The sequence below is a fragment of the Sphingomonas sp. M1A8_2b genome, from assembly GCF_053345535.1.
The window spans coordinates 1,558,235-1,582,376 of the sequence record NZ_JBKFAH010000001.1 but is presented as its reverse complement, the minus strand read 5'-3'; the positions used below and the strand labels follow the sequence as shown (position 1 = coordinate 1,582,376).

General features: G+C 65.5%; 25 protein-coding genes. 12 read left to right on the top strand and 13 right to left on the bottom strand.

Features of this window, described 5'->3' with window-relative positions:
- Positions 1–2 precede the first annotated feature (2 nt).
- Positions 3–401 (bottom strand): DUF1842 domain-containing protein, encoded by a 399-nt coding sequence (locus ACLBWL_RS07405; protein ID WP_447791549.1) that lies wholly within the window; start codon positions 399–401, stop codon positions 3–5.
- A gap of 197 nt (positions 402–598) precedes the next feature.
- On the opposite strand from ACLBWL_RS07405, the gene purL reads away from it, so the two are divergent.
- From purL to bfr, 4 genes are all read left to right on the top strand, one after another.
- Positions 599–2,827: a phosphoribosylformylglycinamidine synthase subunit PurL gene (gene purL, locus ACLBWL_RS07400; RefSeq protein WP_447791547.1), complete on the top strand. Its 2,229-nt coding sequence runs from the start codon at positions 599–601 to the stop codon at positions 2,825–2,827.
- A gap of 534 nt (positions 2,828–3,361) precedes the next feature.
- Complete coding sequence (locus ACLBWL_RS07395) at positions 3,362–4,612, top strand: DUF418 domain-containing protein (protein ID WP_447791545.1); 1,251 nt, start codon at positions 3,362–3,364, stop codon at positions 4,610–4,612.
- A gap of 81 nt (positions 4,613–4,693) precedes the next feature.
- Positions 4,694–4,864, top strand: a complete 171-nt coding sequence (locus ACLBWL_RS07390; protein ID WP_248523161.1) for a (2Fe-2S)-binding protein — start codon at positions 4,694–4,696, stop codon at positions 4,862–4,864.
- 102 nt (positions 4,865–4,966) lie between these two features.
- Positions 4,967–5,482 (top strand): bacterioferritin, encoded by a 516-nt coding sequence (gene bfr / locus ACLBWL_RS07385; RefSeq protein WP_055879504.1) that lies wholly within the window; start codon positions 4,967–4,969, stop codon positions 5,480–5,482.
- A 126-nt stretch (positions 5,483–5,608) separates the two neighbouring features.
- On the opposite strand, the gene ACLBWL_RS07380 is transcribed toward bfr, so the two are convergent.
- From ACLBWL_RS07380 to secG, 9 genes are all read right to left on the bottom strand, one after another.
- A complete protein-coding gene (locus ACLBWL_RS07380; RefSeq protein ID WP_447792055.1) occupies positions 5,609–6,046 on the bottom strand; it encodes an Hpt domain-containing protein in 438 nt (145 codons plus the stop codon).
- 50 nt (positions 6,047–6,096) lie between these two features.
- Positions 6,097–6,351: a sulfurtransferase TusA family protein gene (locus ACLBWL_RS07375; protein ID WP_447791542.1), complete on the bottom strand. Its 255-nt coding sequence runs from the start codon at positions 6,349–6,351 to the stop codon at positions 6,097–6,099.
- 6 nt (positions 6,352–6,357) lie between these two features.
- The gene (gene der, locus ACLBWL_RS07370) at positions 6,358–7,746 is read right to left on the bottom strand and encodes a ribosome biogenesis GTPase Der (protein ID WP_447791540.1); all 1,389 of its coding nucleotides are present in this window, start codon (positions 7,744–7,746) and stop codon (positions 6,358–6,360) included.
- Positions 7,747–7,819: 73 nt separating this feature from the next.
- Complete coding sequence (locus ACLBWL_RS07365) at positions 7,820–9,142, bottom strand: outer membrane protein assembly factor BamB family protein (protein ID WP_447791538.1); 1,323 nt, start codon at positions 9,140–9,142, stop codon at positions 7,820–7,822.
- Complete coding sequence (locus ACLBWL_RS07360) at positions 9,139–9,879, bottom strand: tetratricopeptide repeat protein (protein WP_447791536.1); 741 nt, start codon at positions 9,877–9,879, stop codon at positions 9,139–9,141. Before ACLBWL_RS07360 ends, ACLBWL_RS07365 begins: the two co-directional genes overlap by 4 nt.
- Before the next feature lie 72 nt (positions 9,880–9,951).
- Positions 9,952–10,812, bottom strand: a complete 861-nt coding sequence (panB, locus tag ACLBWL_RS07355; protein WP_447791534.1) for a 3-methyl-2-oxobutanoate hydroxymethyltransferase — start codon at positions 10,810–10,812, stop codon at positions 9,952–9,954.
- Between the two features lie 47 nt (positions 10,813–10,859).
- The gene (locus ACLBWL_RS07350) at positions 10,860–11,291 is read right to left on the bottom strand and encodes a hypothetical protein (RefSeq protein WP_447791532.1); all 432 of its coding nucleotides are present in this window, start codon (positions 11,289–11,291) and stop codon (positions 10,860–10,862) included.
- Between the two features lie 219 nt (positions 11,292–11,510).
- Entirely contained in the window at positions 11,511–13,145 is a 1,635-nt protein-coding gene (locus tag ACLBWL_RS07345; protein ID WP_093399282.1) for a CTP synthase, read from the bottom strand.
- Between the two features lie 85 nt (positions 13,146–13,230).
- Positions 13,231–13,626, bottom strand: a complete 396-nt coding sequence (secG, locus tag ACLBWL_RS07340) for a preprotein translocase subunit SecG (protein ID WP_133018938.1) — start codon at positions 13,624–13,626, stop codon at positions 13,231–13,233.
- Positions 13,627–13,860: 234 nt separating this feature from the next.
- Between secG and ACLBWL_RS07335 the strand changes: the two genes are divergently transcribed.
- The 8 genes from ACLBWL_RS07335 to eda all read left to right on the top strand — a co-directional run bounded on the left by ACLBWL_RS07335 (position 13,861) and on the right by eda (position 21,308).
- Positions 13,861–14,190: a MarR family transcriptional regulator gene (locus ACLBWL_RS07335; protein ID WP_132897785.1), complete on the top strand. Its 330-nt coding sequence runs from the start codon at positions 13,861–13,863 to the stop codon at positions 14,188–14,190.
- Positions 14,117–14,536: an SH3 domain-containing protein gene (locus ACLBWL_RS07330; RefSeq protein WP_447791529.1), complete on the top strand. Its 420-nt coding sequence runs from the start codon at positions 14,117–14,119 to the stop codon at positions 14,534–14,536. Before ACLBWL_RS07335 ends, ACLBWL_RS07330 begins: the two co-directional genes overlap by 74 nt.
- Positions 14,533–15,456 (top strand): N-acetyl-gamma-glutamyl-phosphate reductase, encoded by a 924-nt coding sequence (gene argC / locus ACLBWL_RS07325; RefSeq protein WP_447791527.1) that lies wholly within the window; start codon positions 14,533–14,535, stop codon positions 15,454–15,456. Before ACLBWL_RS07330 ends, argC begins: the two co-directional genes overlap by 4 nt.
- Positions 15,457–15,483: 27 nt before the next feature.
- Complete coding sequence (gene zwf, locus ACLBWL_RS07320; protein WP_447791525.1) at positions 15,484–16,947, top strand: glucose-6-phosphate dehydrogenase; 1,464 nt, start codon at positions 15,484–15,486, stop codon at positions 16,945–16,947.
- A gap of 103 nt (positions 16,948–17,050) precedes the next feature.
- Positions 17,051–17,755: a 6-phosphogluconolactonase gene (gene pgl, locus ACLBWL_RS07315; protein WP_447791523.1), complete on the top strand. Its 705-nt coding sequence runs from the start codon at positions 17,051–17,053 to the stop codon at positions 17,753–17,755.
- Positions 17,756–17,757: 2 nt separating this feature from the next.
- Positions 17,758–19,572 (top strand): phosphogluconate dehydratase, encoded by a 1,815-nt coding sequence (gene edd, locus ACLBWL_RS07310; protein ID WP_447791521.1) that lies wholly within the window; start codon positions 17,758–17,760, stop codon positions 19,570–19,572.
- Positions 19,573–19,722: 150 nt separating this feature from the next.
- Positions 19,723–20,691, top strand: coding sequence for a glucokinase (gene glk / locus ACLBWL_RS07305; RefSeq protein ID WP_056486103.1), 969 nt, complete (start codon positions 19,723–19,725; stop codon positions 20,689–20,691).
- A complete protein-coding gene (gene eda / locus ACLBWL_RS07300) occupies positions 20,688–21,308 on the top strand; it encodes a bifunctional 4-hydroxy-2-oxoglutarate aldolase/2-dehydro-3-deoxy-phosphogluconate aldolase (protein WP_447791519.1) in 621 nt (206 codons plus the stop codon). Before glk ends, eda begins: the two co-directional genes overlap by 4 nt.
- Positions 21,309–21,471: 163 nt before the next feature.
- On the opposite strand, the gene mltG is transcribed toward eda, so the two are convergent.
- From mltG to ACLBWL_RS07285, 3 genes are all read right to left on the bottom strand, one after another.
- Positions 21,472–22,440, bottom strand: coding sequence for an endolytic transglycosylase MltG (gene mltG / locus ACLBWL_RS07295; RefSeq protein WP_447791517.1), 969 nt, complete (start codon positions 22,438–22,440; stop codon positions 21,472–21,474).
- Positions 22,441–22,511: 71 nt separating this feature from the next.
- Positions 22,512–23,774 carry a beta-ketoacyl-ACP synthase II gene (fabF, locus tag ACLBWL_RS07290; RefSeq protein ID WP_060526942.1) on the bottom strand — a complete coding sequence of 421 codons (1,263 nt, stop codon included), beginning with the start codon at positions 23,772–23,774 and terminating at the stop codon, positions 22,512–22,514.
- Positions 23,775–23,895: 121 nt separating this feature from the next.
- Positions 23,896–24,132 (bottom strand): acyl carrier protein, encoded by a 237-nt coding sequence (locus ACLBWL_RS07285; protein WP_031393971.1) that lies wholly within the window; start codon positions 24,130–24,132, stop codon positions 23,896–23,898.
- Positions 24,133–24,142 lie beyond the last annotated feature (10 nt).

The following is a 24,142-nucleotide window of genomic DNA, read 5'->3' as shown; positions in this document are numbered from 1 at the left end:
GATCAGCCGGTGGAGACGTTCTTCACCGTGCAGTCGGTGATGACGTTGCCATTATATTCGAACGATCCCTTGCCGTTCCAATCTTTCGTGACGGCAAGCGCGACACTGAAGTGCGCCGTATAGGATCCGATCGCAGGCGGCGGGAATGACACGTAATATTGCCCGGTGAGATGCACGAGCAGCGTGTCGTGGCCGAATCCGGTGTGAAGGATAGCGCCCGTGACATGCGGAATGATCGTCGTGCCATAGGGTGGCGGTAATGCCTGCGTGATTTGCGCAGAGCCTATGACCTGTCCGGACACGGCATTCACGCCCAGATCGAGATGAAGCACCGGCGCACCGGCGAAACCACCATGCTGAACTTGTAGCTTTACTAGATAATATCCAACTGCCTCGGTCATGAATATTTCCTCCTGAGGATCCATGCTGATCCTTCATTGGAGTTCCTCATAGGACGACTGTCGAGTCCAGCGGGATTGGGTCCGAAACGAACCGGCCGAAGCCGGAGCGGCTGGCCGATACCCTCTTCCACGACTGTGCCATACGAATCTGACGTACAAAGGGTGACGCGGACCGTCCGCGCCGCTATCTGCGCCCCATGACCGAGATCACACCGCAGATCGTCGCCGACCACGGCCTGTCCCCCGAAGAATATGAGCGCGTCCTGCGCGCCATCGGCCGTGAGCCGAACATGGTCGAGCTCGGCATCTTCTCGGTCATGTGGTCCGAGCATTGCAGCTACAAATCCAGCAAGATCCACCTGATGAAGCTGCCCACCAAGGGCCCCCGCGTCATCTGCGGCCCCGGCGAGAATGCCGGCGTCGTCGATATCGGCGACAATCAGGCGGCGATCTTCAAGATGGAGAGCCACAACCACCCGTCCTATATCGAGCCCTATCAGGGCGCGGCGACCGGCGTCGGCGGCATCCTGCGCGACGTCTTCACGATGGGCGCGCGACCCATCGCCAACCTCAACGCGCTCCGCTTCGGCCGTCCCGATCACCCCAAGATGCGCCACCTGATCTCGGGCGTGGTCCACGGCATCGGCGGCTACGGCAATTGCGTCGGCGTGCCGACCGTCGGCGGCGAGGTGAATTTCCACGCGGCCTATGACGGCAACATCCTGGTCAACGCGATGACCGTCGGGATCGCCGATCAGGACAAAATCTTCTATTCGGCCGCGAGCGGCATCGGCAATCCGATCGTCTATGTCGGCAGCAAGACCGGCCGCGACGGGATCCACGGCGCGACGATGGCCTCGGCCGATTTCGGCGAGGATTCGGACGCCAAGCGCCCGACCGTCCAGGTCGGCGATCCGTTCACCGAGAAACTGCTGATCGAGGCCTGCCTCGAGCTCATGGCAACGGATGTCATCGTCGCGATCCAGGACATGGGCGCCGCCGGCCTCACCTCGTCGTCGGTCGAGATGGCGTCGAAGGGCGGCGTCGGCATCGAACTCGTCATGGACGACGTACCGCAGCGCGAGACCGGCATGACGCCGTACGAGATGATGCTCTCGGAATCGCAGGAGCGGATGCTGATGGTCCTCAAGCCCGGCCGCGAAGCCGAGGCCGAGGCGATCTTCAAGAAGTGGGAACTCGATTTCGCGGTGATCGGCCGCGTCACCGACACGGGCCGCATGGTGCTGACGTTCAAGGGCGAGACCGTCTGCGACATCCCGCTCGGGCCGCTCGCCGACGAAGCGCCGCTCTACGATCGCCCGCACGTGCCGACGCCAAAGCCCGCGCCGCTCGAAAACGCGCCGCACAGCAACGACATCGCCGCCGACCTGCTCACGTTGATGGGCTCGCCCGACATCGCCTCGCGCCGCTGGATCTGGGAGCAGTACGACCACATGGTCGGTGCCGACACGGTGCAGCGCCCCGGTGGCGACGCTGCGGTCGTCCGCGTCCACGGCACACAGAAGGCGCTGGCGATGACCACCGACTGCACCCCACGCTATTGCTTCGCCGATCCCGTGGAGGGCGGCAAGCAGGCGGTCGCCGAAGCCTGGCGCAACCTCACCGCGGTCGGCGCGCTGCCGTTGGCGGTGACGAACTGCCTCAACTTCGCCAACCCGCAGCGCCCCGAGATCATGGGCCAGATCGTCGGCTGCCTCGAAGGCATGAGCGACGCCTGTATCGCGCTCGACTTCCCGATCGTGTCGGGCAACGTCTCGCTCTACAATGAATCGAAGGCGACCGGTGGCGGCTCGGCGATCCTGCCGACCCCGGCGATCGGCGCGATCGGGTTGCTCGCCGACTGGCAGAAGAATGCGACGATCGCGTTCAAGGGCTCGGGCGACATCATCCTCGCGGTCGGCACGCGCGGCGGCCATCTCGGCCAGTCGCTGTGGCTGCGCGAATGCCACGGCCGCGAACAGCTCGACGCCGGCCCGCCGCCGCCGGTCGATCTAGCCGCCGAGCGCCGCGTCGGCGACCTCATCCGCGAAGCGATCGCGCTGGGTCAGCTGACCGCGGTCCACGACGTCTCCGACGGCGGCATCGCGGTGACGCTGGCCGAGATGGCGCTCGCCGGCGGCATCGGTGCGATGATCGACCGGAAGCAGCCGTTCGACTGCGCGCGCTCTTTCTTCGCGGAGGACCAGGGCGTCTACATCGTCACCGTCGAGGATCATGCGCTGCTCGACTTCCTCGGCGCAGCGCACGCGGCGGACGTCGAGGCCGAGCCGCTCGGTCGCACCGGCGGCAAGCGCCTGATCTTCGAACGCCCCGACCGCGACGACGTCATCGCGCTCGACACCCTCCGCAACGCGCACGAAGGTTTTTTCCCGAAGCTGATGGGCGCCGACGCCGCACTGGCCTGAAGCCTCTCCCCTACCCGATCAACCACCCCGGCGAAGGCCGGGGCCCAGTTGGGGAGGTCGCAATGAAGGAGCACCGCGGCTCATCATAACCGTCCCCCAATTGGGCCCCGGCCTCCACCGGGGTGGTTGCGGTTGGGTTGCACGACCGCCGAAACCAGAACCTTTTTCCCCGCGAAGGCGCGCAGAGCGGCCATCGGATGGGTCCGATGCATACGCGAGCGTCAAAACCAAGCTGTCCTACCCAGCCGGCTTGTGTCAGCGTTCCCGGATGCCGAAGACAGCCGTCATGCCCACGCCGGAAGCAGCGCCCCCAACCGGATTTGCGCGCGTGGACCATCCGCGCCAGCGTCTGTACTTTCTGCACTTCACTCTCCGGACGCCCCCCATTTCCGCCCCAATCCGCCCCTGCGCAAACCCGCGCCAGCGTCTGCACTTCCTGCACTTCACTCTCTGGACGCCCCCCATTTCCGCTCCAATCCGTCCCTGCGCAAACCCGCGCCAGCGTCTGCACTTCCTGCACTTCACTCCCGGATCATGACCCCCGTCCCCGCCAGATTCGCCTCCCTCGACATCATCAGGGGCGTCGCCGTGATGGGCATCCTTGCCGCCAACATCGCTGCATTCGCGCTGCCCGAATTCGCCTATATGACACCCGCGTCGATGGGCCCGCCGAGCACGCCCGACCTGTTCGCGTGGGTCGCCACCTTCGTCCTCGTCGACGGCAAGATGCGCGGCCTGTTCTCGGTCCTGTTCGGCGCCTCGATGCTGCTCGTTATCGAACGCGCGCAGACGAACGACGAGGACGCGGCGACGGTCCACTTCCGCCGCATGGCGTGGCTGTTCGCGTTCGGGATCGCGCACCTCTATCTGCTCTGGTGGGGCGACATCCTCGCGCATTATGCGCTGGTCGGCGCGATCGCCTTCATGCTCGTCCGGCTTCCGGTCGGTTGGCTGATCGGCGTCGCGCTCCTCTGCATCGGCGTCCAGATCGTCGAGATGGCGACGCTCGCAACCTATGCGTTCGACCTGCACGCCGCCGCCCACGCCCCCGGTGCGAGCGCACGCGTCATCGCGAAATGGCAGACGCTCGCGGATCAGTTCGGCCAACCCTCCCCCGCCGCGATCGCCCGCGAACTCGCGATCGGACGCGGCAGCTGGACGGACATGGTCGCGTGGCGCTGGACTCACGTAACCGGCCCGCTGACCTATCTGACCGTCGGCGGCTCCGAGACGCTCGGCTTCATGCTGCTCGGCATGGCGGGATTACGCTCGGGGTTCCTTACCGGTGGCTGGTCGCGCCGTCGCTATGTCGGCGTCGCAGCGTTCAGTCTCGGCATCGGCGTGATCGGCTATGCGCTGATCGCCACCTACGCCATCGCGCACGCTTTCGCCGCGCAGTACGTGGCGCTGTGTTGGCTCACGCTGGCGGCCCCGCTACGACCACTGATGATTGCGGGATACGCTGCGGCGATCATCCTGCTCGCCCGACCCGGCGGCTGGCTGACCACGCGTATTGCGGCGGCCGGGCGGATGGCATTCACGAACTATCTCGGCACCTCGCTGATCTGCACGACCTTGTTCTACGGCTATGGGGCGGGCCTGTTCGGCCATCTCCCGCGCGCGACCCTGTACGCGATTGTCGTGCTGATCTGTATCGCGATGCTCGCCTGGTCGAAGCCGTGGCTCGATCGCTTTCGCTACGGTCCGCTCGAATGGCTATGGCGTAGCCTCGCCCGATTCGCATGGCAGCCGATGCGCGGGACCGCATTCGAGACAAACCGATGATCCTTTTTGCGAATAAGACGCAAAACAGCTTGCGAGTGGTTCGCATTATCCGTATTCCCGGCTCACAGCTAGGGAGTTCCCATGGTCGTCTGCGTTTGCAATGCCATACGAGAATCCGACGTCCGCAACTGCGCACGCGGCGGTTGCACCACACCGTGCCAAGCCTTTCGTTCAATGGGCCGCCAGCCCAAATGCGGCCAGTGCACGTCGGTAGCGCGAGCGATTATCAACGAGGAACGCGCTGCTGCATAAGCGTCGCAACAGCTTCTAAACCGCAGAAATCCGCCGTTTTTCGGGTTGCGGTTGCTGCGTGCGTAGCGCTACATGCCCGTCAGAGGTGACGGAGATATGGCCATGCGCGGCGACCCCCAAGTAATCGATTACCTGAACGAGGCGCTCAAGAACGAGCTGACCGCGGTCAATCAATATTGGCTCCATTACCGGATGCTCGAGCATTGGGGCGTCTATAAGCTCGCCCAGTACGAGCGGATGGAATCGATCGACGAGATGAAGCACGCCGACTGGCTGTCGGAGCGCATCCTGTTCCTCGATGGCCTGCCGAACTTCCAGCTGCTCGGCCGCCTCCGCATTGGCGAGACCGTCGAGGAAGTCCTGAAGTCGGATCTGGCGCTTGAAGTCGAGGCGACGGTCCAGCTAAAGGGCGCGATCTCGTACTGCGAAGAGGTCAAGGACTACATCAGCCGCGACCTGTTCGCCCGCATCCTCGCCAGCGAGGAAGAACATGTCGACACGCTCGAGCGCCAGTTCGAGATGATCGCACGGATGGGGATCCACAACTACATCCAGCTCAACTCGATCTCGGAGCATGATTCGCCCAAGGCCGGCGCTGCGCCCTATCTGAAGGGATAAGCGATCAGGCGGTGTCGCGAACGCGGTACCGCCCGATCGTCTGCAATCAAGACCACCCCGGCCTTCGCCGCAGGGGCGATTACGAAGACCCGGTGGAGCAGCAGTCCGGTGGCACGAAGCCAGCGACTATTCTTCGCCGAACCCTGTCGGCACAGCCCGGCGACCGAAACCACTCGCGGCAGGCTTGCGGACGATGACCGGGTTGGCTTCCCGCTCGAGCAGCGTCAGCGTCTCTTCGAACAGCGAACGCAGCCGGGCGATATGCTCCAAGGCCTCGTCAGGCGTATCCTGCCGTTCGACGCAGTCGCGCGCGATTTCCTCGATCGCCTCGGCGAGATCGGCCAGCGGTTCCGCCCCGAACTGTCGCGATTCGCCCTTGAGCGTATGCGCGGGAATTACCATGCCAGCGGCGTTCATCGCGCGCATCGCCGCTTCGATCGCAGCGACCGACTTAACGCCATCCTCGCGGAAGTAACCGAGAATACGGACAAATCCCGCACCCAGTTCGCTCCGAGCCTGCGAATATGCCGGCCAGTTGATCAACGTGCTGCCTTCGAACGACATCGTCGCCATCTCCCGTTCGGCCAACGCACCATAAAGAACACTCGGTCGCCTTACGCGCGTTGGGTAAATACACTGTTGCGCCGTTCTATCCTCGTCACGCGAAAAATACGAAGAGTTGCATCCAAAACGATTTCGATCGTCGCCCCCTCGGCCTTGGCGACCGCCTGGAGTTCGGCCGGCGCCTGAGGGTCGTCGGCAATGATCTCGATGATGCAGGGCGCCCGTTCACGAAGCGCCCGCGCCAAACGCACCGCGGGCCAGGGACATCGCATACCCCGGGCATCGATGCGAACCGCGCCGGACACCACGGCCTAGTTGCCGCCGCCGCCCCTGCCGTTGTCGTCGTAGGGGTTCTTGGGTGCGCGGAACATCAGACGTACCGGCACAGCGCCAAACCCCAGATCCTTGCGCATTGAGTTGACCAGATAGCGTTCGTAGCTCGCCGGCAGCTGATCGACACGCGTGCCGAAGATGACGAAGCTGGGCGGCCGCGTCTTGACCTGCGTGACGTAGCGCATCTTGATCCGCTTGCCGCCAGGGGCCGGCGGCGGCGTCGCCTCGATCGCGCGCTCGAACCAGCGGTTCAGTTCGCCTGTGCCGACCCGCTTCGACCACGCGTCACGCGTGTCGAAACATGCCTGCAGCAACTGGTCGATTCCCTTGCCGGTCGCGCCCGACACGGTCATCACGGTGACGCCCTTGACCTGTGACAGGCCGTCCTCGAGCGCGCGCTTTACGCCGTTGAACAGCGACGACGCGCTCTCGGCGATATCCCATTTGTTGAGCGCGATGACGAGAGCCCGCCCCTCCTGCAGCACCTTGTCGGCGATGCGGAGATCCTGGGCCTCAAGCCCGAGCGTAGCGTCGAGCAGCAGGACGACGACCTCGGCGAAGTCGACCGCGTGAAGCGCGTCCTCGACCGACATCTTCTCGAGCTTGTCCTGCACCTTGGCGCGCTTGCGCATCCCGGCGGTGTCGATCAGGCGAACCTTGCGCGCTTCGCCACCGGTCGGGTGCCAGTCATAATCGACGCTGATCGAATCGCGCGTGATGCCGGCTTCGGGGCCGGTGATCATGCGGTCTTCGCCGAGGATGCGGTTGACGAGTGTCGACTTGCCCGCGTTCGGGCGACCGACGATCGCAAGCTTCAGGGGGCCTTCGTATTCGTTGTCGGGCTGTTCCTCGGGAACCTCGTCCTTGCCTTCGAGCAGCGGGAGCAGGCCTTCGAACAGGTCGCCCATGCCTTCGCCATGCTCGGCCGAAAGCTGGACCGGATCGCCGAAACCGAGCGCAAGCGATTCGAGAATGCCGTCTTCACCAGCGCGGCCTTCGGCCTTGTTGGCGACGAGGATCACCGGGACGTCGGCGGTACGGAGCCAGCGCGCGATCTCTTCGTCAAGCGGCACGATGCCGGCACGCGCGTCGAACAGGAAGAGTGCGACATCGGCTTGCGCGACCGCGGCTTCGGTCTGCTGGCGCATCCGCCCGGGCAGCGTCTGCGCGTCGTGATCTTCGTAACCGGCGGTATCGATGATGCGGAATTCGAGGCCGATCAGCGACGCGTCGCCTTCGCGCCGATCGCGCGTGACGCCGGGCCGGTCATCGACCAGCGCGAGCTTCTTGCCGACGAGGCGGTTGAACAGGGTCGACTTGCCGACGTTAGGGCGGCCGACGATTGCGACCACGGGGAGTTTGGACATCGCGTGCCCTTAGCGCGTGAACACGCTGGCGTCACGTCCTCCCCTCTCTCCGCCGAAGAGAGGGGAGCGGAGATCACCGGTACGCGGTGATCTTACCCTTCTGGTCGAGCGTGTAGAGCGTCGAGTTCACGACGATCGGCGACAGCGAGAACGGCGTCTTGGTTTCGATCGTCGAGCTGATCGTGCCATCGGTTGGCGAGACGAAGTCGATCTCGCCGCGCGAATTGGTCAGCACAAGGTGATTGCCTGCCAGGACCGGCCCGAACCACGTGATCGCGTTGCTACGCTTCTTCTCGTTCTGGAACCGAGGCAGCTGGGCGATCCAGCGCGCCTTGCCGTTGGACCGCGAGAGGCAGACGAGCTTGGCATCGTCGGTGACCACGAACAGCCATTCGCCGGCAATCCACGGCGTCGAGATACCGGCGAAATTCTGCTCCCAGAGCCGCTGCCCGGTCGCCAGCTCGAGCGCGACCATCCGGCCACCCTGCCCGACCGCGTAGACCCGGCCGCCGTCGATCACCGGCGCCGCATCGATATCCGACAAACTCGACACAGAGGTCGTGATCGAGGTCCGCGAGAGCGCATCCTGCCACAGGATACGACCATTTTCGTAGCGATACGCGCTGAGTTCGCCGCTCGAGAAGCCCGCGACGACAGTGCCTTGGCTTACCGCGGGTGCCGCGACGCCGAACACGCCCTGCGTTTCCAGCGTACCCGACTGGACCCATTGGACCTTGCCGTCGGTCTGGTTCAGCGAGAACACCTGGTTGTCCTGGGTCAGGACATAAACCGCGCCGTTCGCGACGGTCGGCGAGCCGCGAAGCGGAGCGCCAGGCTTGGCGCGCCACAGGATCTTGCCGTCGGCGGCGTTCATTGCGACGACATCCCCGACGCCGTCGGTGGCGTACAGCTTGCCGTCGTCATAACTGACGCCGCCGCCGAAGCGGGCTGCACGGTTGATCTTGCCCTCGGTGATACCCGAGCTCCAGAGCGCCGCGCCGGTATCGGCTTTGAACGCGTGGATCGTCGCGGTGACGTCGCTTACGAACAGCATGCCGTCCGCGACGACGGGCGGCGCGCCCAGCCGTTCGCGGTTCGACCCGCCGTCGATCGACGCCTGCCACGCGCGCTTGGGCTGGTCGGCAAGCGCGAGCTGGCCCATCGACTTGGCCGGATTGCCGCCGGGCTGCGCCCATGCGTCGTTGACCGCAGGCGCCGGCAAGAGGACCTGGACGTCGGCGATCGTCTTGTCGGTCTCGACCTCGTTCTCGGACACCAGGATCGATACGCGGTCTCCCACAGTCGGCGTCTTCTTGCCGCCGCTCTTGAAAATTCCGCAACCGCTCAAGGCCACCAGCGCAGCGACGGCCACCGTCACCCGATATGTCTTCATCATTGCGCCTTGGTATCCTCGTTTGATGCAGCCGTTTTAGTGGTTCCGGCGCGCGCCTCGGTGTTCGCAACCGCGTCGACACCCAGTACGCCCGCCATCTGAACCGCGCGTTGACGGATTGTGTCGGGCACGTTCGCATCCCGGGCGATCTGGCCGAACATCGTGCCGGCCTGCTGACGCTGGTTCATCCGGAGATAGGCGATCGCGACCATCTCGCCCGCGCTGCCGAGCCATGCGCCGCCGGGTACAGCCAAAGGCCGCAGCCGCTCGACCACGACCTGTGGCTTCAGCGTATCGAACTCGGCCGAGGTTTGACGCACCAGCGCGAGATCGCGGAAGGGCTTGGCGAGCGACGTATCCGCGGCGATTGCGCCCAGCTTGGCGGCGGCGCCCTTCAGGTCGTCTTTTTGAAGCAGCACATCGGCCTGCGTGAACTGCGCCAGCGCGCGGTAGCCGTCACGATTAGACTTGGCCAGTTCGGCGAGCGGCTTGGCGGCCGCGGCGGCATTGTTCGCGCCGAGTGCATCATAGGCTACTTGGAGCTGTTCGCCCTCGACGCCGGCAGCTTCGCCATTGTGATGCTGCCAGTACAGAAAACCGGCAAGGGCGGCGAGCGCGGCAACGACACCGGCCGCGACCCACAGGCCCCAGGTCGTCCAGAACCCGGCGAGCTTGTCACGACGCAGTTCTTCGTCGACCTCGCGCAGGAATGCTTCATCGGTTTTCGGCGGGAGGGCCAAGGACAGCTCCGGAATAAGTGAAGGGGTGGGCGGCGCGGACCTTAGCCGCGCCGGGACCGAAACGGAAGCGGATCAATCCTTGGGAGCATAGACCTGCGCCGGCCCCGGAAATGTGCGGGTCCGGACGTCCTCGGCGTAGGTTTGCGCCGCCGCTGAAATCGTGTCGGCGATATCGGCGAACCGCTTCACGAACTTGGCGGTGCGATCGAACAGCCCGAGCATATCCTCGGCGACCAGGACCTGCCCGTCGCACTGCGCAGACGCGCCGATACCGATCGTCGGGCACGCGACGGTGTTGGTGATCTCGATCGCGATCGGCTCGACCACGCCTTCGATCACGAGCGCAAACGCGCCCGCCTCGGCGATGCTGCGGGCATCCTCGACGATCTTCGCAGCCTCCTCCGGCGTGCGGCCGCGCGCGCCATAGCCGCCGAGCACGTTGACCGCCTGCGGGGTCAGCCCGACATGGCCCATAACCGGGATGCCGCGCTCGGTCAGAAACTTCACGGTCGGCGCCATCGCCGTGCCCCCCTCGAGCTTCACCGCCGCCGCGCCGGTCTGCTTCAGCAGATACGCCGCGCTCTCGAAGGCCTTTTCCGGAGACGCTTCGTAGCTCCCGAACGGCATGTCGATGACGACCACAGCGTGATAGCTGCCCCGCACGACCGCGGCACCGTGCGCGGCCATCATCTCGAGCGTCACGGGCACGGTCGACGGCAGCCCATAAATCACCTGCCCGAGGCTGTCGCCGACCAGCAGCATGTCGCAGTGCGGGTCGAGCAGCTGCGCGTTGCGCACGGTATACGCCGTCAACATGACGAGCGGGGTAGTGCCCTTCTGGCGACGGATCGCCGGGACGGTAAGGCGCTTGAGCGGCGCAGGCGTCGGGTTGGCGCGACTCGTCGCGGTGTCGAGCGTATAGGTCGTGGACATCCGCGCGTTCTAGCGACAGTCGCAGCGCTCGCCCAGCCGCCGATATTTCAGACGACCCAACGGTGTGCCCGGGCATGGCCGACCAGCCAAAGCGCGAAGACTGCGATGACGACGATCAGGAAGCCCAGCGTCGCGACCATACCTTGTTGTGCGACGATATCGGTGGAGGCGAAAAGCCAGCCGAACCGGACTAGGCTCGCGATCAGCGAGGCAACCAGATAAGGCTGCGCTCGCCCGCGGCGCATGAACAACAGGACTGCGCCGATCAGCCCGGTGACGGCTGAGACCGCGAACAGCGGATCGTACCAGAGCGGCAATGCCGGATGCGGAACAGCATCGATGATCAGGCCAAGCCCGTTCGCTTCAGGTCCCAGTCGCAATTGCTGGAAACAGCCGAAGCACCAGACCAGTCCCCACAAGACCAGCGCTCCCGTCACCACCCGGAACCAAAGCGGGCCTTGCCGAACGAAGAACATCACGCAACCCCTTGCTTATCCTGAGTTAAGCAGCCTGCGCTGCAACTGAGGGGTACGCAAGGGGCGCGGTTGTCCGAAGGCGCGGACCGGGAAGAGCGGGAGCTTCCAACTACAGCCCTTCCCGGCGTCGCAGCGCAATCGTGCAACGCCGCGCATTAACGCGCGCTGAGCGGTTGGGGTCCGCTCAGGTCGCCGCCTTCCTCTGGAAAGGCGGCACCAAGATCAGACTAGGCGGCTTTGCTTGACCGCGGCTTCGATGAAGCTGGCGAACAGGGGGTGTGGATCGAACGGCTTGGACTTCAGTTCGGGATGGAACTGGACGCCGACAAACCAGGGATGATCGGGGCGTTCGACGATCTCGGGGAGCGTGCCGTCGGGTGACATGCCTGAGAACACGAGGCCGCCCTGTTCGAGCGCTTCCTTGTATCCCGTGTTGACCTCGTAACGGTGTCGATGGCGCTCCGAGATCTCGGTACCGCCGTAGATCGACGCCACCACGCTGTTGCCGGTGAGCTTCGCGTCATACGCGCCGAGCCGCATCGTGCCGCCCATGTCGCCTTCGGCCGCACGGGTTTCGAGACCTTCGCGGCCCATCCATTCGGTGATCATGCCGACCACCGGTTCGTCGGTCGGGCCGAACTCGGTCGACGACGCATTGGGTATCCCGGCGAGATCGCGGGCGCCCTCGACGCAGGCCATCTGCATGCCGAAGCAGATCCCGAAATACGGGATTTTCCGCTCCCGCGCGAACTTGACGGAAGCGATCTTGCCTTCCGCGCCACGCTCGCCGAACGCGCCGGGGACGAGGATCGCGTCGCACGGCTCGAGCTGGCCGGCGATGTCGCTTTCGGCGTTCTCAAACAGTTCGGCGTCGATCCAGCGAACGTTGACCTTCACGCGATTCGCGATGCCGCCATGGACCAGCGCCTCGTTGAGCGACTTGTACGCATCCTGGAGACCGACGTACTTGCCGACCACACCGATCGTGACTTCGCCCTGCGGGTTGGTCAGGCGGTCCATGATCTCGGTCCAGCGCGACAGATCGGGCGCCTCGGCGGGCTCGATCCCGAACGCGCGGAGCACTTCGATGTCGAGGCCTTCGCCGTGATACTGGAGCGGGACGGCATAGATGCTCTTCGCGTCGAGCGCGGGGATCACCGCGCTCGCGGGGACGTTGCAGAACAGCGCGATCTTGGCGCGCTCCGACGGCGGCAGCGGGTGCTCGCAGCGGCAGACGAGCACGTCCGGCTGCACGCCCAAGGCTGCGAGTTCCCTGACCGAATGCTGCGTCGGCTTGGTCTTCAGCTCGCCCGCAGCCGCAATGTACGGCACCAGCGTCACGTGGATGCTGATCGCGTTGCCGCGGCCTTCCTCGTTCTTGAGCTGGCGAATCGCCTCGATGAACGGGAGCGATTCGATATCGCCGACGGTGCCGCCGATCTCGCAGAGGATGAAATCGATGCCGTCTGTCTCGGCGCGGGCGAACGCCTTGATCGCGTCGGTGACGTGCGGGATCACCTGCACAGTGGCGCCGAGATAGTCGCCGCGACGCTCGCGGGTGATGATCTGTTGGTAGATGCGGCCCGAGGTGACGTTGTCCGACTGGCGCGAGGGAACGCCGGTGAAGCGCTCGTAATGGCCGAGATCGAGATCGGTCTCGGCGCCGTCGTCAGTGACGTAGACCTCGCCGTGCTGATACGGCGACATCGTACCGGGATCGACGTTCAGATACGGATCGAACTTCCGAATCCTGACGGTATACCCGCGCGCCTGGAGGAGAGCGGCAAGCGATGCCGCCATGAGACCTTTACCGAGCGACGAAACCACGCCCCCGGTGATGAAAATGTACCGAGCCATGGGAAGAGTCTCGTAGCGTGTGTTGGGGACGAACGACAAGAGCCCCGCGGATCACGCAGGGGCCATTTATCGGCGAATGGAGTGTTTAGTTGGCTAGCGGGACCGCGCCGTTGTCGGCGGGCTTGGTCGTGCCGGCGGGTACGCCAGCGTTCTCGGCGCCACCGGCGAACGGTGCCGCGTCGCCCTTGGGCTGCGCGGTCGGGACGGTCGTTGCCGCCGCCGGGGTGCGGGCGAGCGACGTGTCGATCGTCGTGGTGCGGTGATTCGCCGCGAGGACCGCGAGCAGGATCGAGAACAGCACGAACATCGTCGCGAGGACGCCGGTCGCGCGGGTCAGAAAATCGGCCGCGCCGCGGGCCGACATCAGGCCGGACGGGCTACCGCCCATGCCCAGACCGCCGCCTTCCGACCGCTGCATGAGGATCACCGTGACGAGGGCGGCCGCGATGATCGCGTGGATGACGAGCAGGAAGGCGAACATTGCGCGGAAAACCCCGGAACTTTTGCGAAGGCGCGCACATAGGCGACACCGAGGTTTCGATCAACCGCAACACGGGCTCCGCATATCGCAAGCCAATCGCAAAACGACGGAAACATGACGTCCGGGGGGCGTTGTGACCCCGTAATGACGCTCATGACTGGGTATCGTGCATATAAATTCAGATGGCGGATCAACGCTGTGGCATCAATGGCAGCCAATACCTTATCGACCTGGATGACCGCTCTGGTGGATTATGTCCGCTCGGGTGAACCCGATCTGACCAATCGTCAGATGGCATTGCTACTGCTCGTCTACCTCAAACCGGGGCCGCACACGGTACGCGGCTTGGCGCGTGCGCTGAACGTATCGAAGCCGGTCGTCACGCGCGCCTTGAACAGATTGGGTGCCCTCGGCTATCTGCGCCGGCAACGCGACGATAGCGACAAGCGTAACATCTTCGTCGCGCGCACCACCGAAGGGGCAGATTTTCTTGAAGAGTTCGGGCAATTCATCGGCGACGGCCCCGCCCCAGCCGGCTCCAACGGTCACGCCGCTCACGCTTGAGCCGTTCGACGACAAGGCCCGCACGAGCTTTGCGCTGACGGGCCGCTCGGTCGAGCTCGACCCGCGCACACACGCCGTTCGCCGCGATATCGCCGATATTCGCCTCGCCGAATACGTATTCGCTCCACACTATGCGGTGCCGATGATACGGCCCGTCGCGCGCACAGCTTTGTTGCGCAGCGGACGAGACGAAGCGAGCGATACGATGGTCGACCTCAACCCTGGCGACAGTTTCGAAGTGCTGGAGATTGCCGGCGTTTCCGCATGGGGCGTTGCGCGTCCCAGCGGGCTGGTCGGCTATGTCGAGGCCGCTGCGCTCGACCTGTCGACGACGGACGCGGCATGACCACGGTCTTCATCGACGGCGCGGTCGGCACCACCGGTCTTGAGATCCGCGAACGGCTTGCGGGTCGGACCGACATCACGCTGGCGTTGCTGCCCGAGGATCGGCGTAAGGACCCGGCTGCGCGTCGCGAGGCGCTGAACGATGCCGACTTCGTTATCCTCTGCCTGCCCGACGACGCGTCGCGCGAGGCGGTGACGCTGATCGACAATGAACGCACGCGAGTCATCGATGCATCGAGCGCGCACCGCGTCGCCGATGGCTGGACCTACGGCTTCCCCGAATTACCGGGTCAGGCGGAGAAGGTCGCGACCGCGATGCGCGTGTCGAACCCCGGCTGCTACCCCACCGGGTTCCTCGCGCTAATCGCGCCATTGGTCAGCGCCGGACTTATTCCCGCCGATCTTCCGCTCAGCGTCAACGCGACCTCGGGCTATTCGGGTGGCGGCAAGGCGATGATCGCCGCGTTCGAGAATGGCGAGCCTGCGACGGCGTTCCGCGCCTACGCGCTTGGCCTCGCGCACAAGCATATCGCCGAGATGACGCAGCATGCGGGCCTCGCGCACGCGCCGATCTTCGCGCCTGCGGTTGCCAACACCTATCGCGGCATGGTCGTCGAGGTGCCGCTGCATTTGCACGCCCTGCCCGGCCGCCCGTCGCTCGCTGCGATCGAGGACGTGCTGCGCGCGGCGTTCGATGGCTCGAAGCTCGTCTCGGTCGCCCCCGGCGATATCGGCGCGGTCGATATCGAGGAGAATGCGGGGACCGATCGGCTGACTCTGCGGGTCTGCGGCAACGACGCGGTCGGCCATGCACGGCTGATCGCGACGCTCGACAATCTGGGCAAGGGTGCCGGCGGCGCCGCGGTCCAGAACCTCAACATCATGGCCGGGGTCGACCCGGTCGCCGGCCTGGTTTTCTAAAGAAACCGGCTAGTTCCAGGAGCTTTCATGCACCGTAATCCCGTAGCCAAGCTGCTCCTGTTCGGCGCGACCGGCGATCTCGCGCAGCGCATGCTGCTGCCGTCGCTCTATGGCCTGCACGCCGATGGGTTGCTGCCCGAAGACCTGACGATCACCGGTGCTGCGCGTCACGAGCATGACGACAAGGATTACCGCAAGTTCGCGAAGAAGGCGCTCGACGAGTTCCTGCCCGAGGATCGCAAGGACGAGAGCGCGATCGGGACGTTCCTCGACCGGCTGTTCTATCAGGCGACCGATCTGTCGGACCCCGCCGCGTTCCAGCCGCTGGCGGACAAGATCGGCGATATCTCCGGCGGCCTCGCAATCTACCTCTCGACCGCGCCGTCGCTGTTCGAATCGGCGATCGAAGGGCTTCACAAGGTAGGCCTCGCCGGCGAGACGGTCCGTGTCGGACTCGAGAAGCCGCTCGGCTACGACCTCGACACCAGCCGCGAGATCAACGACGCGGTGGCGAAGGCCTTCCCCGAGGACCGGACCTACCGGATCGATCATTATCTCGGCAAGGAAACCGTCCAGAACATCCTCGCGCTGCGCTTCGGCAACTCGTTCTTCGAGCCGGTGTGGAACGCGCAGGGGATCGACAACGTCCAGATCACGATCTCCGAGACCGTCGGCCTGGAGGAGCGCGCCGGCTATTACGAAAGCGCCGGCGCGCTGCGCGACATGGTCCAGAACCATATGCTGCAACTGCTCGCGCTGATCGCGATGGAGCCGCCCGCACGCTTCGAGGGCACCGACGTCCGCGACGAAAAGTCGAAGGTCTTCCGGTCGCTGCGCCTGATCAAGCCCGAGGAAGTGCCGAACGTCACCGTCACCGGCCAATATGGCGAAGGCGCGGTGAAGGGGAAGTTCGTCAAGAGCTACTCCGACGAGCTCGGCGAGCCGTCGAACACCGAGACATTCGTGGCGATCAAGGCGCATGTCGACAATTGGCGCTGGCGCGGCGTGCCCTTCTATCTGCGCACCGGCAAGCGCATGGCCGCGCGCCGCAGCGAGATCGCGATCCAGTTCAAGTCGGTGCCGCATTCGATGTTCGCCGGGCGCGGTGGCCTGTTGCAGCCCAACATGCTGATCATTCGCCTCCAGCCGGAAGAATATGTCCAGCTGCTGGTGATGGCGAAGGAGCCTGGTCTCGATCGCGACGGCGTCCGCCTGCGCGAAGTGCCGCTGAACCTCAGCATGGACGCCGAGTTCGCCGGCACGCGGCGACGGATAGCGTACGAGCGGCTGCTGCTCGACCTGATCGAGGGCGACCAGACCTTGTTCGTGCGGCGCGACGAGGTCGAGGCGCAATGGACCTGGATCGACGCGATCCGCGAGGGCTGGAAGGCCAACGCGATGAAGCCCAAAAGCTATGCGTCGGGCAGCTGGGGTCCGTCCGCGGCGATCGCACTCACCGAACGCGATGGCGTGACCTGGCAGGACGACTAACCGTCACCCCGGACTTGTTCCGGGGTCCACCGTGCAACATGAGCGCGGTGAGTTTGGATAAGTGGATGCCGGAACAAGTCCGGCATGACGAATGGATTGATATATGACCGAGATCGAATGGTGGGAATATGACGATGCGGACGAGCTCGCCAACGCAGTCGCGGGCGATATCCAGTTCGTCATCGAGAGTGCGCTCGACGCGCGCGGCTCGGCGGTGATCGCGCTGGCGGGCGGCAAGACGCCGTTCGCCGCATATGAGAAGCTCGCCCAGGCGAAGCTCGACTGGAAGAAGGTCACGATCATCCCCGGCGACGAGCGCATCGTGAAGCTCGGCGATCCGCTGTCCAACGTGACCGCGCTGGCGAAGATCTTCCTGCCCAAGGGCGCGCGCGTGAAACCGATCGTCCCCGAGGCGATGTCGGACTACAAGGCTGCCGGTCGCTCGGCGGATGCGCTGATGCAGGATTTGCACTGGCCGCTCGACTTCTGCCTGCTCGGCATGGGCGGCGACGGGCATACCGCATCGATCTTCCCCGGCCCCGATTACGACGAGGCGCTGAGCGGTCCGAAGGAGCGTCGTGCGCTCGGCGTGATGCCCGCCCCGCTGCCGCCCGAGGCTCCGCTGGCGCGCGTGACGCTGTCGGCGGCGGCGATCGCATCGTCGAAGGCGCTGATGATCATGATCACCGGCGACGCGAAGAAGAAGGTGCTCGAGCAGGCGATCGAACAGGGGCCGTCGTCGTCCTACCCGATCGGCCGCGTGCTGGCCGAGGTCGAGCTGCCGGTTGACGTGCACTGGGCGCCGTGACGATGCTCAACACCGTTGTCTCCGCGGTCACCGACCGGATCATCGAGCGCTCGCGCGACAGCCGCGCCGCCTACCTCGCGCTGATCGAGCGCGAGGCGGCGGCGCAGGTCCGGCGTCCGGGTCTGGGCTGTGCGAACCTCGCGCATGCCTATGCCGGGACCGAGGAAGACCGCGACGCGATGAAGGCCGATGCCGGCATGAACATCGGTATCGTCACCGCGTATAACGACATGCTTTCCGCACACGCCGTCTACTATCGCTACCCGGAGCTGATGAAGATCTGGGCACGCGAGGCCGGTGCGACCGCGCAGGTCGCGGGCGGCGTGCCGGCGATGTGCGACGGCGTGACGCAGGGCTATCCGGGGATGGAGCTGTCGCTGTTCAGCCGCGACACGATCGCGCTGAGCACTGCAATCGCCTTATCGCACGGCACGTTCGAGGGCGCCGCGTTGCTCGGCATCTGCGACAAGATCGTCCCCGGGTTGCTGATGGGCGCGCTGCGCTTCGGGCATCTGCCGATGGTACTGATCCCCGGCGGACCGATGCCGACCGGCTTGCCGAACAAGGCCAAGGCGGCGGTTCGTGAGAAATTCGCTGAGGGCTTGGTCGGGCGCGAGGAACTGCTCGAAGCCGAGATCGGCGCGTATCATTCGAAGGGCACGTGTACCTTCTACGGCACGGCCAACACCAACCAGATGATGATGGAGGTCATGGGCCTCCACATGCCGGGCGCGGCGTTCGTCAATCCGGGCACGAAGCTGCGGCAGGAACTGACTCGGGCGGCGGTGCACCGGCTGGCGAAGATCGGCGCACGCGGCGATTCGTACCGGCCGCTCGGACATTGCGTCGACGAGAAGGCGATCGTGAATGCTGCGGTCGGCCTGCTCGCGACGGGAGGCTCGACCAACCATCTGCTCCACGTGCCGGCGATCGCTCGTGCGGCCGGGATCATCATCGACTGGGAGGATTTCGACCGCCTTTCCTGCGCTGTCCCGCTGATCGCGCGCGTGTATCCCAACGGCTCGGCCGACGTGAACGCGTTCGAGGCAGCCGGGGGCATGCCCTATGTGATCCGCGAACTGCTCGGCGAGGGGCTGCTGCACGGCGACATCATGACGATCGGTGGCGAGGACCTGTCGGCCTACGCAAAGACCGCGGTCGTCGAGGGCGACACACTGGCCTGGCGTGATACGCCGGACAGCGGCGACGAGACCATCCTGCGCCCTGCCACCGCGCCGTTCTCGCCGGATGGCGGGATGCGGATTCTCGCGGGCAATATCGGCCGGGCGTGCATCAAGGTGTCCGCAGTCGAACGCGAGCGCTGGATCGTGGAGGCGCCTGCGATGGTGTTCGATGATCAGCTCGATGTGATCGAGGCGTTCAAGCGCGGCGAGCTGGAGAAGGACGTCGTCGTCGTCGTCCGCTTCCAGGGGCCGCGCGCGAACGGGATGCCGGAATTGCACAAGCTCACGCCGCCTTTGGGGGTGCTGCAGAACCGCGGGTTCAAGGTGGCGCTGGTCACCGATGGGCGGATGTCGGGGGCGAGCGGGAAAGTGCCGTGCGCGATCCATTGCTCGCCCGAGGCGCTGCTCGATGGTGCGATCGGGTTGATCCGCGATGGCGACATGATCCGGGTGGACGCGGTGAACGGCACACTCGAGGCGTTGGTCGATGCGGACGTCTGGGCAACACGCGAGATGGTCGCGATACCGCCACCGGTGAGCGGCATGGGTCGCGAGCTGTTCGGGATGTTCCGCGGGCTTGCCGACGAGGCCGAAAAGGGTGCGTCGGCAATGCTGGCGGGCGCTGGGCTTTAGAACAAGTCTCAAACGCCGCCGTCACCTCAGCCACACCCCCGTCATCCCGGCAAAAGCCGGGACCTCGCGCCACGGGGACGGACTATGCGGCCTGAGATCCCAGCTTTCGCTGGGATGACGGGGGGACAATAATAATAGACGGAGGATGACATGGAAATCGTAGCGGCAGATATCGGTGGCACGCATGCGCGCTTCGCGATCGCCGAGGTCGAGAACGGTCGCGTCGTTTCGCTCGGCGAGCCGGCGACGCTGAAGACCGCGGACCACGCGTCGCTCCAGACCGCATACCAGGCGTTCGAGGCGGGGCTAGGTCGCCCCCTCCCCCGCGCGCTCGCGATCGCGGTCGCGTCGCCGGTTGCGAACGACGTCATCCGGCTGACCAACAACCCGTGGATCATCCGCAAGTCGCTGATCACCGAACGGCTGAAGGCGGACCAGTGGGTGGTGGTCAATGATTTTGGCGCGGTCGGCCATGCCGTCGCGCAGGTGCCGAGCAGCGACTTCATCCACCTCTGCGGACCCGATACGCCGCTGCCGTCCGAGGGCATCACGACGATCTGCGGCCCCGGCACCGGGCTCGGCGTCGCACAGTTGCTGCGGCGCAAGGACGGCTATCAGGTCCTCGAGACCGAGGGCGGACATATGGACTTCGCCCCGCTCGACGGGATCGAGGATGCGCTGCTCAAGCGTCTGCGAAAGACCTTCACACGCGTTTCCGCGGAGCGCGTCGTTGCTGGACCCGGCATCGTCGCGATCTACGAGACGCTCGCTGCTCTGGAGGGCCGCGCGGTGCCGAGCCATGACGACAAGACGATCTGGACAGAGGCGATTGACGGCACTGACTCGATAGCACTCGCCGCGCTCGACCGGTTCTGCCTCGCCCTCGGCGCGGTCGCGGGTGATCTGGCGCTGGCGCAGGGCGCGAAGGCAGTCGTGATCGCAGGCGGCCTCGGCTTCCGGATCAAGGATCGCCTGATTCGCTCGGGCTTCGACCAGCGCTTCGTCGCCAAGGGTCGCTTCCAGGGCATGATGGCAGCGATGCCTGTCAAGCTCATCACCCATCCTCAGCCCGGCCTGTTCGGCGCCGCGGCCGCTTTCGCACAGGAACACACCCAATGACCGTCACCCCCTCGCCCACCATCGCAGACATCATGCAGACCAGCGCCGTCATCCCGGTGCTGGTGATCGAAGACGCGGCGCTCGCTCGTCCGCTCGCTGAGGCGCTGGTCGCCGGTGGCCTGCGCGTGCTCGAAGTGACGTTGCGCACCGGCGCGGCGTTGGAGGCGATCGCCGAGATGAAGAAGGTGCCCGGCGCGATCGTCGGCGCCGGTACCGTCGTGAATACACAGCAGTTCGCACAGGTCCGCGATGCGGGGGCGGAGTTCATCGTCTCGCCGGGGCTGACCGAACGCCTTGCCACGCCGATCATCGAGAGCGGCATTCCGTTCTTGCCGGGGATCGCCAATGCGGCGGACATCATGACCGGGCTCGACCTGGGTCTGACGCACTTCAAGTTCTTCCCGGCCGAGGCGAATGGCGGGTTGAAGGCGCTGAAAGCTCTGGCCGCGCCGTTCTATCAGTGCAGCTTCTGCCCGACCGGCGGCATCACGGAAGCGAGCGCACCCGAATGGCTGGCGTTCAAGCCGGTACTCTGCGTGGGCGGGAGCTGGGTGACCGGTGGGACGATGGCCGAGATCGAGATCAAGGCGCGCGCGGCGAACGCATTGCGGCGGTAAATCCTCCCCGGCACGGGGAGGGGGACCGCGACGCGCAGCGGCGGGGTGGAGGGGGAGTGCCACGAGCGTCCCGCCTGTGGGGATCCCATGCCACTAATGGTACGCGCGCGGTGAGCCCCCTCCACCATCCTGCGGATGGTCCCCCTCCCCGTTCCGGGGAGGATTACATCTCGCCGCGGGATTTGCGGATGGCGTACCATTTCTTCACGTTGGCGTTGTGTTCGGCCAGCGTGTTCGCGAACACGTGGCCGCCGGTGCCGTCCGCTACGAAATACAACGCTTGGGTCTGCGCCGGGTCGAGCACCGCGTCGATCGAGGCGCGGCCGGGGTTGGCGATCGGGCCGACCGGTAGGCCGGCTTCGGCATAGGTATTGTAGCCGTTCTTCGCGTGCAGTTCCGACCGGAGGATGCGCCGGCCGAGCGGGCGGCCCTTGGTGATCGGGTAGATTACCGTCGGGTCGGCCTGGAGCGGCATGCCGTTGCGCAGGCGATTGCCGTAGACCGCAGCGACGGTGCGGCGTTCGGAGGGCTTGCCGGTTTCCTTCTCGACGATCGACGCGAGGATGATCGCCTGTTCTGGCGTGCTTACCGCGATGCCGGGCTTGCGCTTCGTCCAGGCGGTGGCGAGGTAGGTCTTCATCGCCGCCTGCATCCGCGTGACGACCGATGCGCGGGTGTCGCCGGCCTGGAAGGCGTAGCTATCGGGGAGAATCGAGCCTTCCGCCGGAACCGGCACTGTGCCGGTCAGACCGTCAGCCTTCGCCAGCGCGTCGTGGACGAGCACCGAGGGATAGCCTTCGGGGACGACGACGAGGCGCTGGACGACCTTGCCGCCCTGCATTAACTTGAGGATGTCGGACTGGCTGGTGTGCGGCGCGATGCGGTATTCGCCGGCCTTGATCGGATCGCCCGAGCCGAACACGCGGGCGTAGAGGCGGAAGCGGCGGGCCGAGGGGATCGCGCCGGCCTTTTCGAGTTCGGTGGCAGCGCCGGCCAGCGTGCTGCCTTCGCCGATCTGCACGGTCAGCGTGCGGGGCGCTGGGCCTGCGCCGCCCCAGCCTTGGACGACCAGGAACAGCGCGACGACTGCCACCAGGCCGACGATGAATCCGAAACAGCCGACCTTGCGCATTGGTACTCCTTGGATCCCCACGAAGGAGGGGACCCAGTCTGGGCCCCCGCCTTCGCGGGGGAACAAGCTTTTTAGCGGACCTTCGTCATCACCAGCGACGCATTCGTGCCGCCGAAGCCGAACGAGTTGTTCAGCACCGCACGGACTTCACGCTTCTTCGCGACATGCGGCACGAGGTCGACACCCACACAGCTGTCGCTCGGATTGTCGAGGTTCAGCGTCGGCGGGACGATCTGGTCGCGCAGCGCGAGGATGCAGAAGATGCTCTCGACCGCGCCGGCACCGCCGAGCAGATGGCCGATCGCCGACTTGGTCGACGACATCGACAGGCCCGAGATCGCATCGCCGAACAGGCGACGGACCGCGCCCAGTTCGAGCTCGTCGCCGAGCGGCGTCGAAGTGCCGTGCGCGTTGATGTAGTCGATGTCCTCGAGCGCGAGGCCCGACTTCTTGATCGCCATCTGCATCGAGCGGAACGCGCCGTCGCCTTCCGGATGCGGCGCGGTCACGTGGTACGCATCGCCCGACAGACCGTAACCGATCACCTCGGCATACATCTTCGCGCCGCGCGCCTTTGCGTGCTCGTATTCCTCGAGCACCAGCACGCCGGCACCCTCGCCCATCACGAAGCCGTCACGGTCCTTGTCGTAGGGACGCGAAGCCTTCTCAGGCGAATCGTTGAAGTTGGTCGACAGCGCGCGGGCCTGTGCGAACCCGGCGATGCCGAGCGGGCAGACCGTGCCCTCCGCGCCGCCCGCGAGCATCACGTCGGCGTCATCCATCGCGATCATCCGCGCGGCGTCGCCGATCGCATGCGCGCCGGTCGAGCAGGCGGTGACGACCGCGTGGTTCGGACCGCGCAGACCGTATTTGATCGAGACCTGACCCGAGATCAGGTTGATCAGCCGTCCGTGGACGAAGTGCGGCGAGACGCGGCGCGGGCCCTTGGTGTGGAGCACGATCGATTCGCTCTCGATACCCGGCAGGCCGCCGATGCCCGAGCCGATCGAGACGCCGGCACGCCAGCTCTCTTCAAGCGTCATCTCGGTCAGCCCGGCATCTTCCAGAGCCTGGCCAGCGGCGTCGATTCCGTAGATGATGAACGGATCGACCTGCCGCTGGACCTTGTGGTCGACGCGCTTGCCGGGGTCGAAGCCATATTCGTGGTCGGCCGGCTTCACCTCGCAGGCGATGCGGCACACCTGATCCGACGCGTCGAAGCGCGTGATCGGACCCGCGCCCGACTTGCCGGCGAGGATATTCGCCCAGGCCGTTTCAACATCCGCCCCCAGGGGGGTGACCAGGCCTAGCCCGGTTACGACGACACGCCGCATGGCTTCAAACTCCGTCTGCTCTCAAAACGAAACGGCTCCCCGCCCTCTTTGCCCAAGGACGGGGAGCCGCTCAAATCACACCCTTCAGGGCAGGTCCAAAGTTTTGAACCCTAGACCCTGATCAGGCCTTGTGCTCGTCGATGTAGGTGATCGCATCCTTGACGGTCGCGATCTTCTCGGCGGCATCATCGGGGATCTCGACGCCGAATTCTTCCTCGAACGCCATGACGAGTTCGACGATGTCGAGGCTGTCTGCGCCCAGGTCGTCGATGAAGCTCGCGTCCTCGGTCACCTTGTCGGCTTCGACGCCGAGATGCTCGACGACGATCTTCTTTACGCGGTCAGCTGTCTCGCTCATGGTAGTTCCC

Bases quoted from the DNA above. Each gene is read 5' to 3' on its own strand.
- ACLBWL_RS07405 (WP_447791549.1), bottom strand. From the start codon at position 401: ATGACCGAGGCAGTTGGATATTATCTAGTAAAGCTACAAGTTCAGCAT.
- purL (WP_447791547.1), top strand. From the start codon at position 599: ATGACCGAGATCACACCGCAGATCGTCGCCGACCACGGCCTGTCCCCC.
- ACLBWL_RS07395 (WP_447791545.1), top strand. From the start codon at position 3,362: ATGACCCCCGTCCCCGCCAGATTCGCCTCCCTCGACATCATCAGGGGC.
- ACLBWL_RS07390 (WP_248523161.1), top strand. From the start codon at position 4,694: ATGGTCGTCTGCGTTTGCAATGCCATACGAGAATCCGACGTCCGCAAC.
- bfr (WP_055879504.1), top strand. From the start codon at position 4,967: ATGCGCGGCGACCCCCAAGTAATCGATTACCTGAACGAGGCGCTCAAG.
- ACLBWL_RS07380 (WP_447792055.1), bottom strand. From the start codon at position 6,046: ATGTCGTTCGAAGGCAGCACGTTGATCAACTGGCCGGCATATTCGCAG.
- der (WP_447791540.1), bottom strand. From the start codon at position 7,746: ATGTCCAAACTCCCCGTGGTCGCAATCGTCGGCCGCCCTAACGTCGGC.
- ACLBWL_RS07365 (WP_447791538.1), bottom strand. From the start codon at position 9,142: ATGATGAAGACATATCGGGTGACGGTGGCCGTCGCTGCGCTGGTGGCC.
- panB (WP_447791534.1), bottom strand. From the start codon at position 10,812: ATGTCCACGACCTATACGCTCGACACCGCGACGAGTCGCGCCAACCCG.
- ACLBWL_RS07345 (WP_093399282.1), bottom strand. From the start codon at position 13,145: ATGGCTCGGTACATTTTCATCACCGGGGGCGTGGTTTCGTCGCTCGGT.
- secG (WP_133018938.1), bottom strand. From the start codon at position 13,626: ATGTTCGCCTTCCTGCTCGTCATCCACGCGATCATCGCGGCCGCCCTC.
- ACLBWL_RS07335 (WP_132897785.1), top strand. From the start codon at position 13,861: ATGACCGCTCTGGTGGATTATGTCCGCTCGGGTGAACCCGATCTGACC.
- argC (WP_447791527.1), top strand. From the start codon at position 14,533: ATGACCACGGTCTTCATCGACGGCGCGGTCGGCACCACCGGTCTTGAG.
- zwf (WP_447791525.1), top strand. From the start codon at position 15,484: ATGCACCGTAATCCCGTAGCCAAGCTGCTCCTGTTCGGCGCGACCGGC.
- pgl (WP_447791523.1), top strand. From the start codon at position 17,051: ATGACCGAGATCGAATGGTGGGAATATGACGATGCGGACGAGCTCGCC.
- edd (WP_447791521.1), top strand. From the start codon at position 17,758: ATGCTCAACACCGTTGTCTCCGCGGTCACCGACCGGATCATCGAGCGC.
- glk (WP_056486103.1), top strand. From the start codon at position 19,723: ATGGAAATCGTAGCGGCAGATATCGGTGGCACGCATGCGCGCTTCGCG.
- eda (WP_447791519.1), top strand. From the start codon at position 20,688: ATGACCGTCACCCCCTCGCCCACCATCGCAGACATCATGCAGACCAGC.
- mltG (WP_447791517.1), bottom strand. From the start codon at position 22,440: ATGCGCAAGGTCGGCTGTTTCGGATTCATCGTCGGCCTGGTGGCAGTC.
- fabF (WP_060526942.1), bottom strand. From the start codon at position 23,774: ATGCGGCGTGTCGTCGTAACCGGGCTAGGCCTGGTCACCCCCCTGGGG.
- ACLBWL_RS07285 (WP_031393971.1), bottom strand. From the start codon at position 24,132: ATGAGCGAGACAGCTGACCGCGTAAAGAAGATCGTCGTCGAGCATCTC.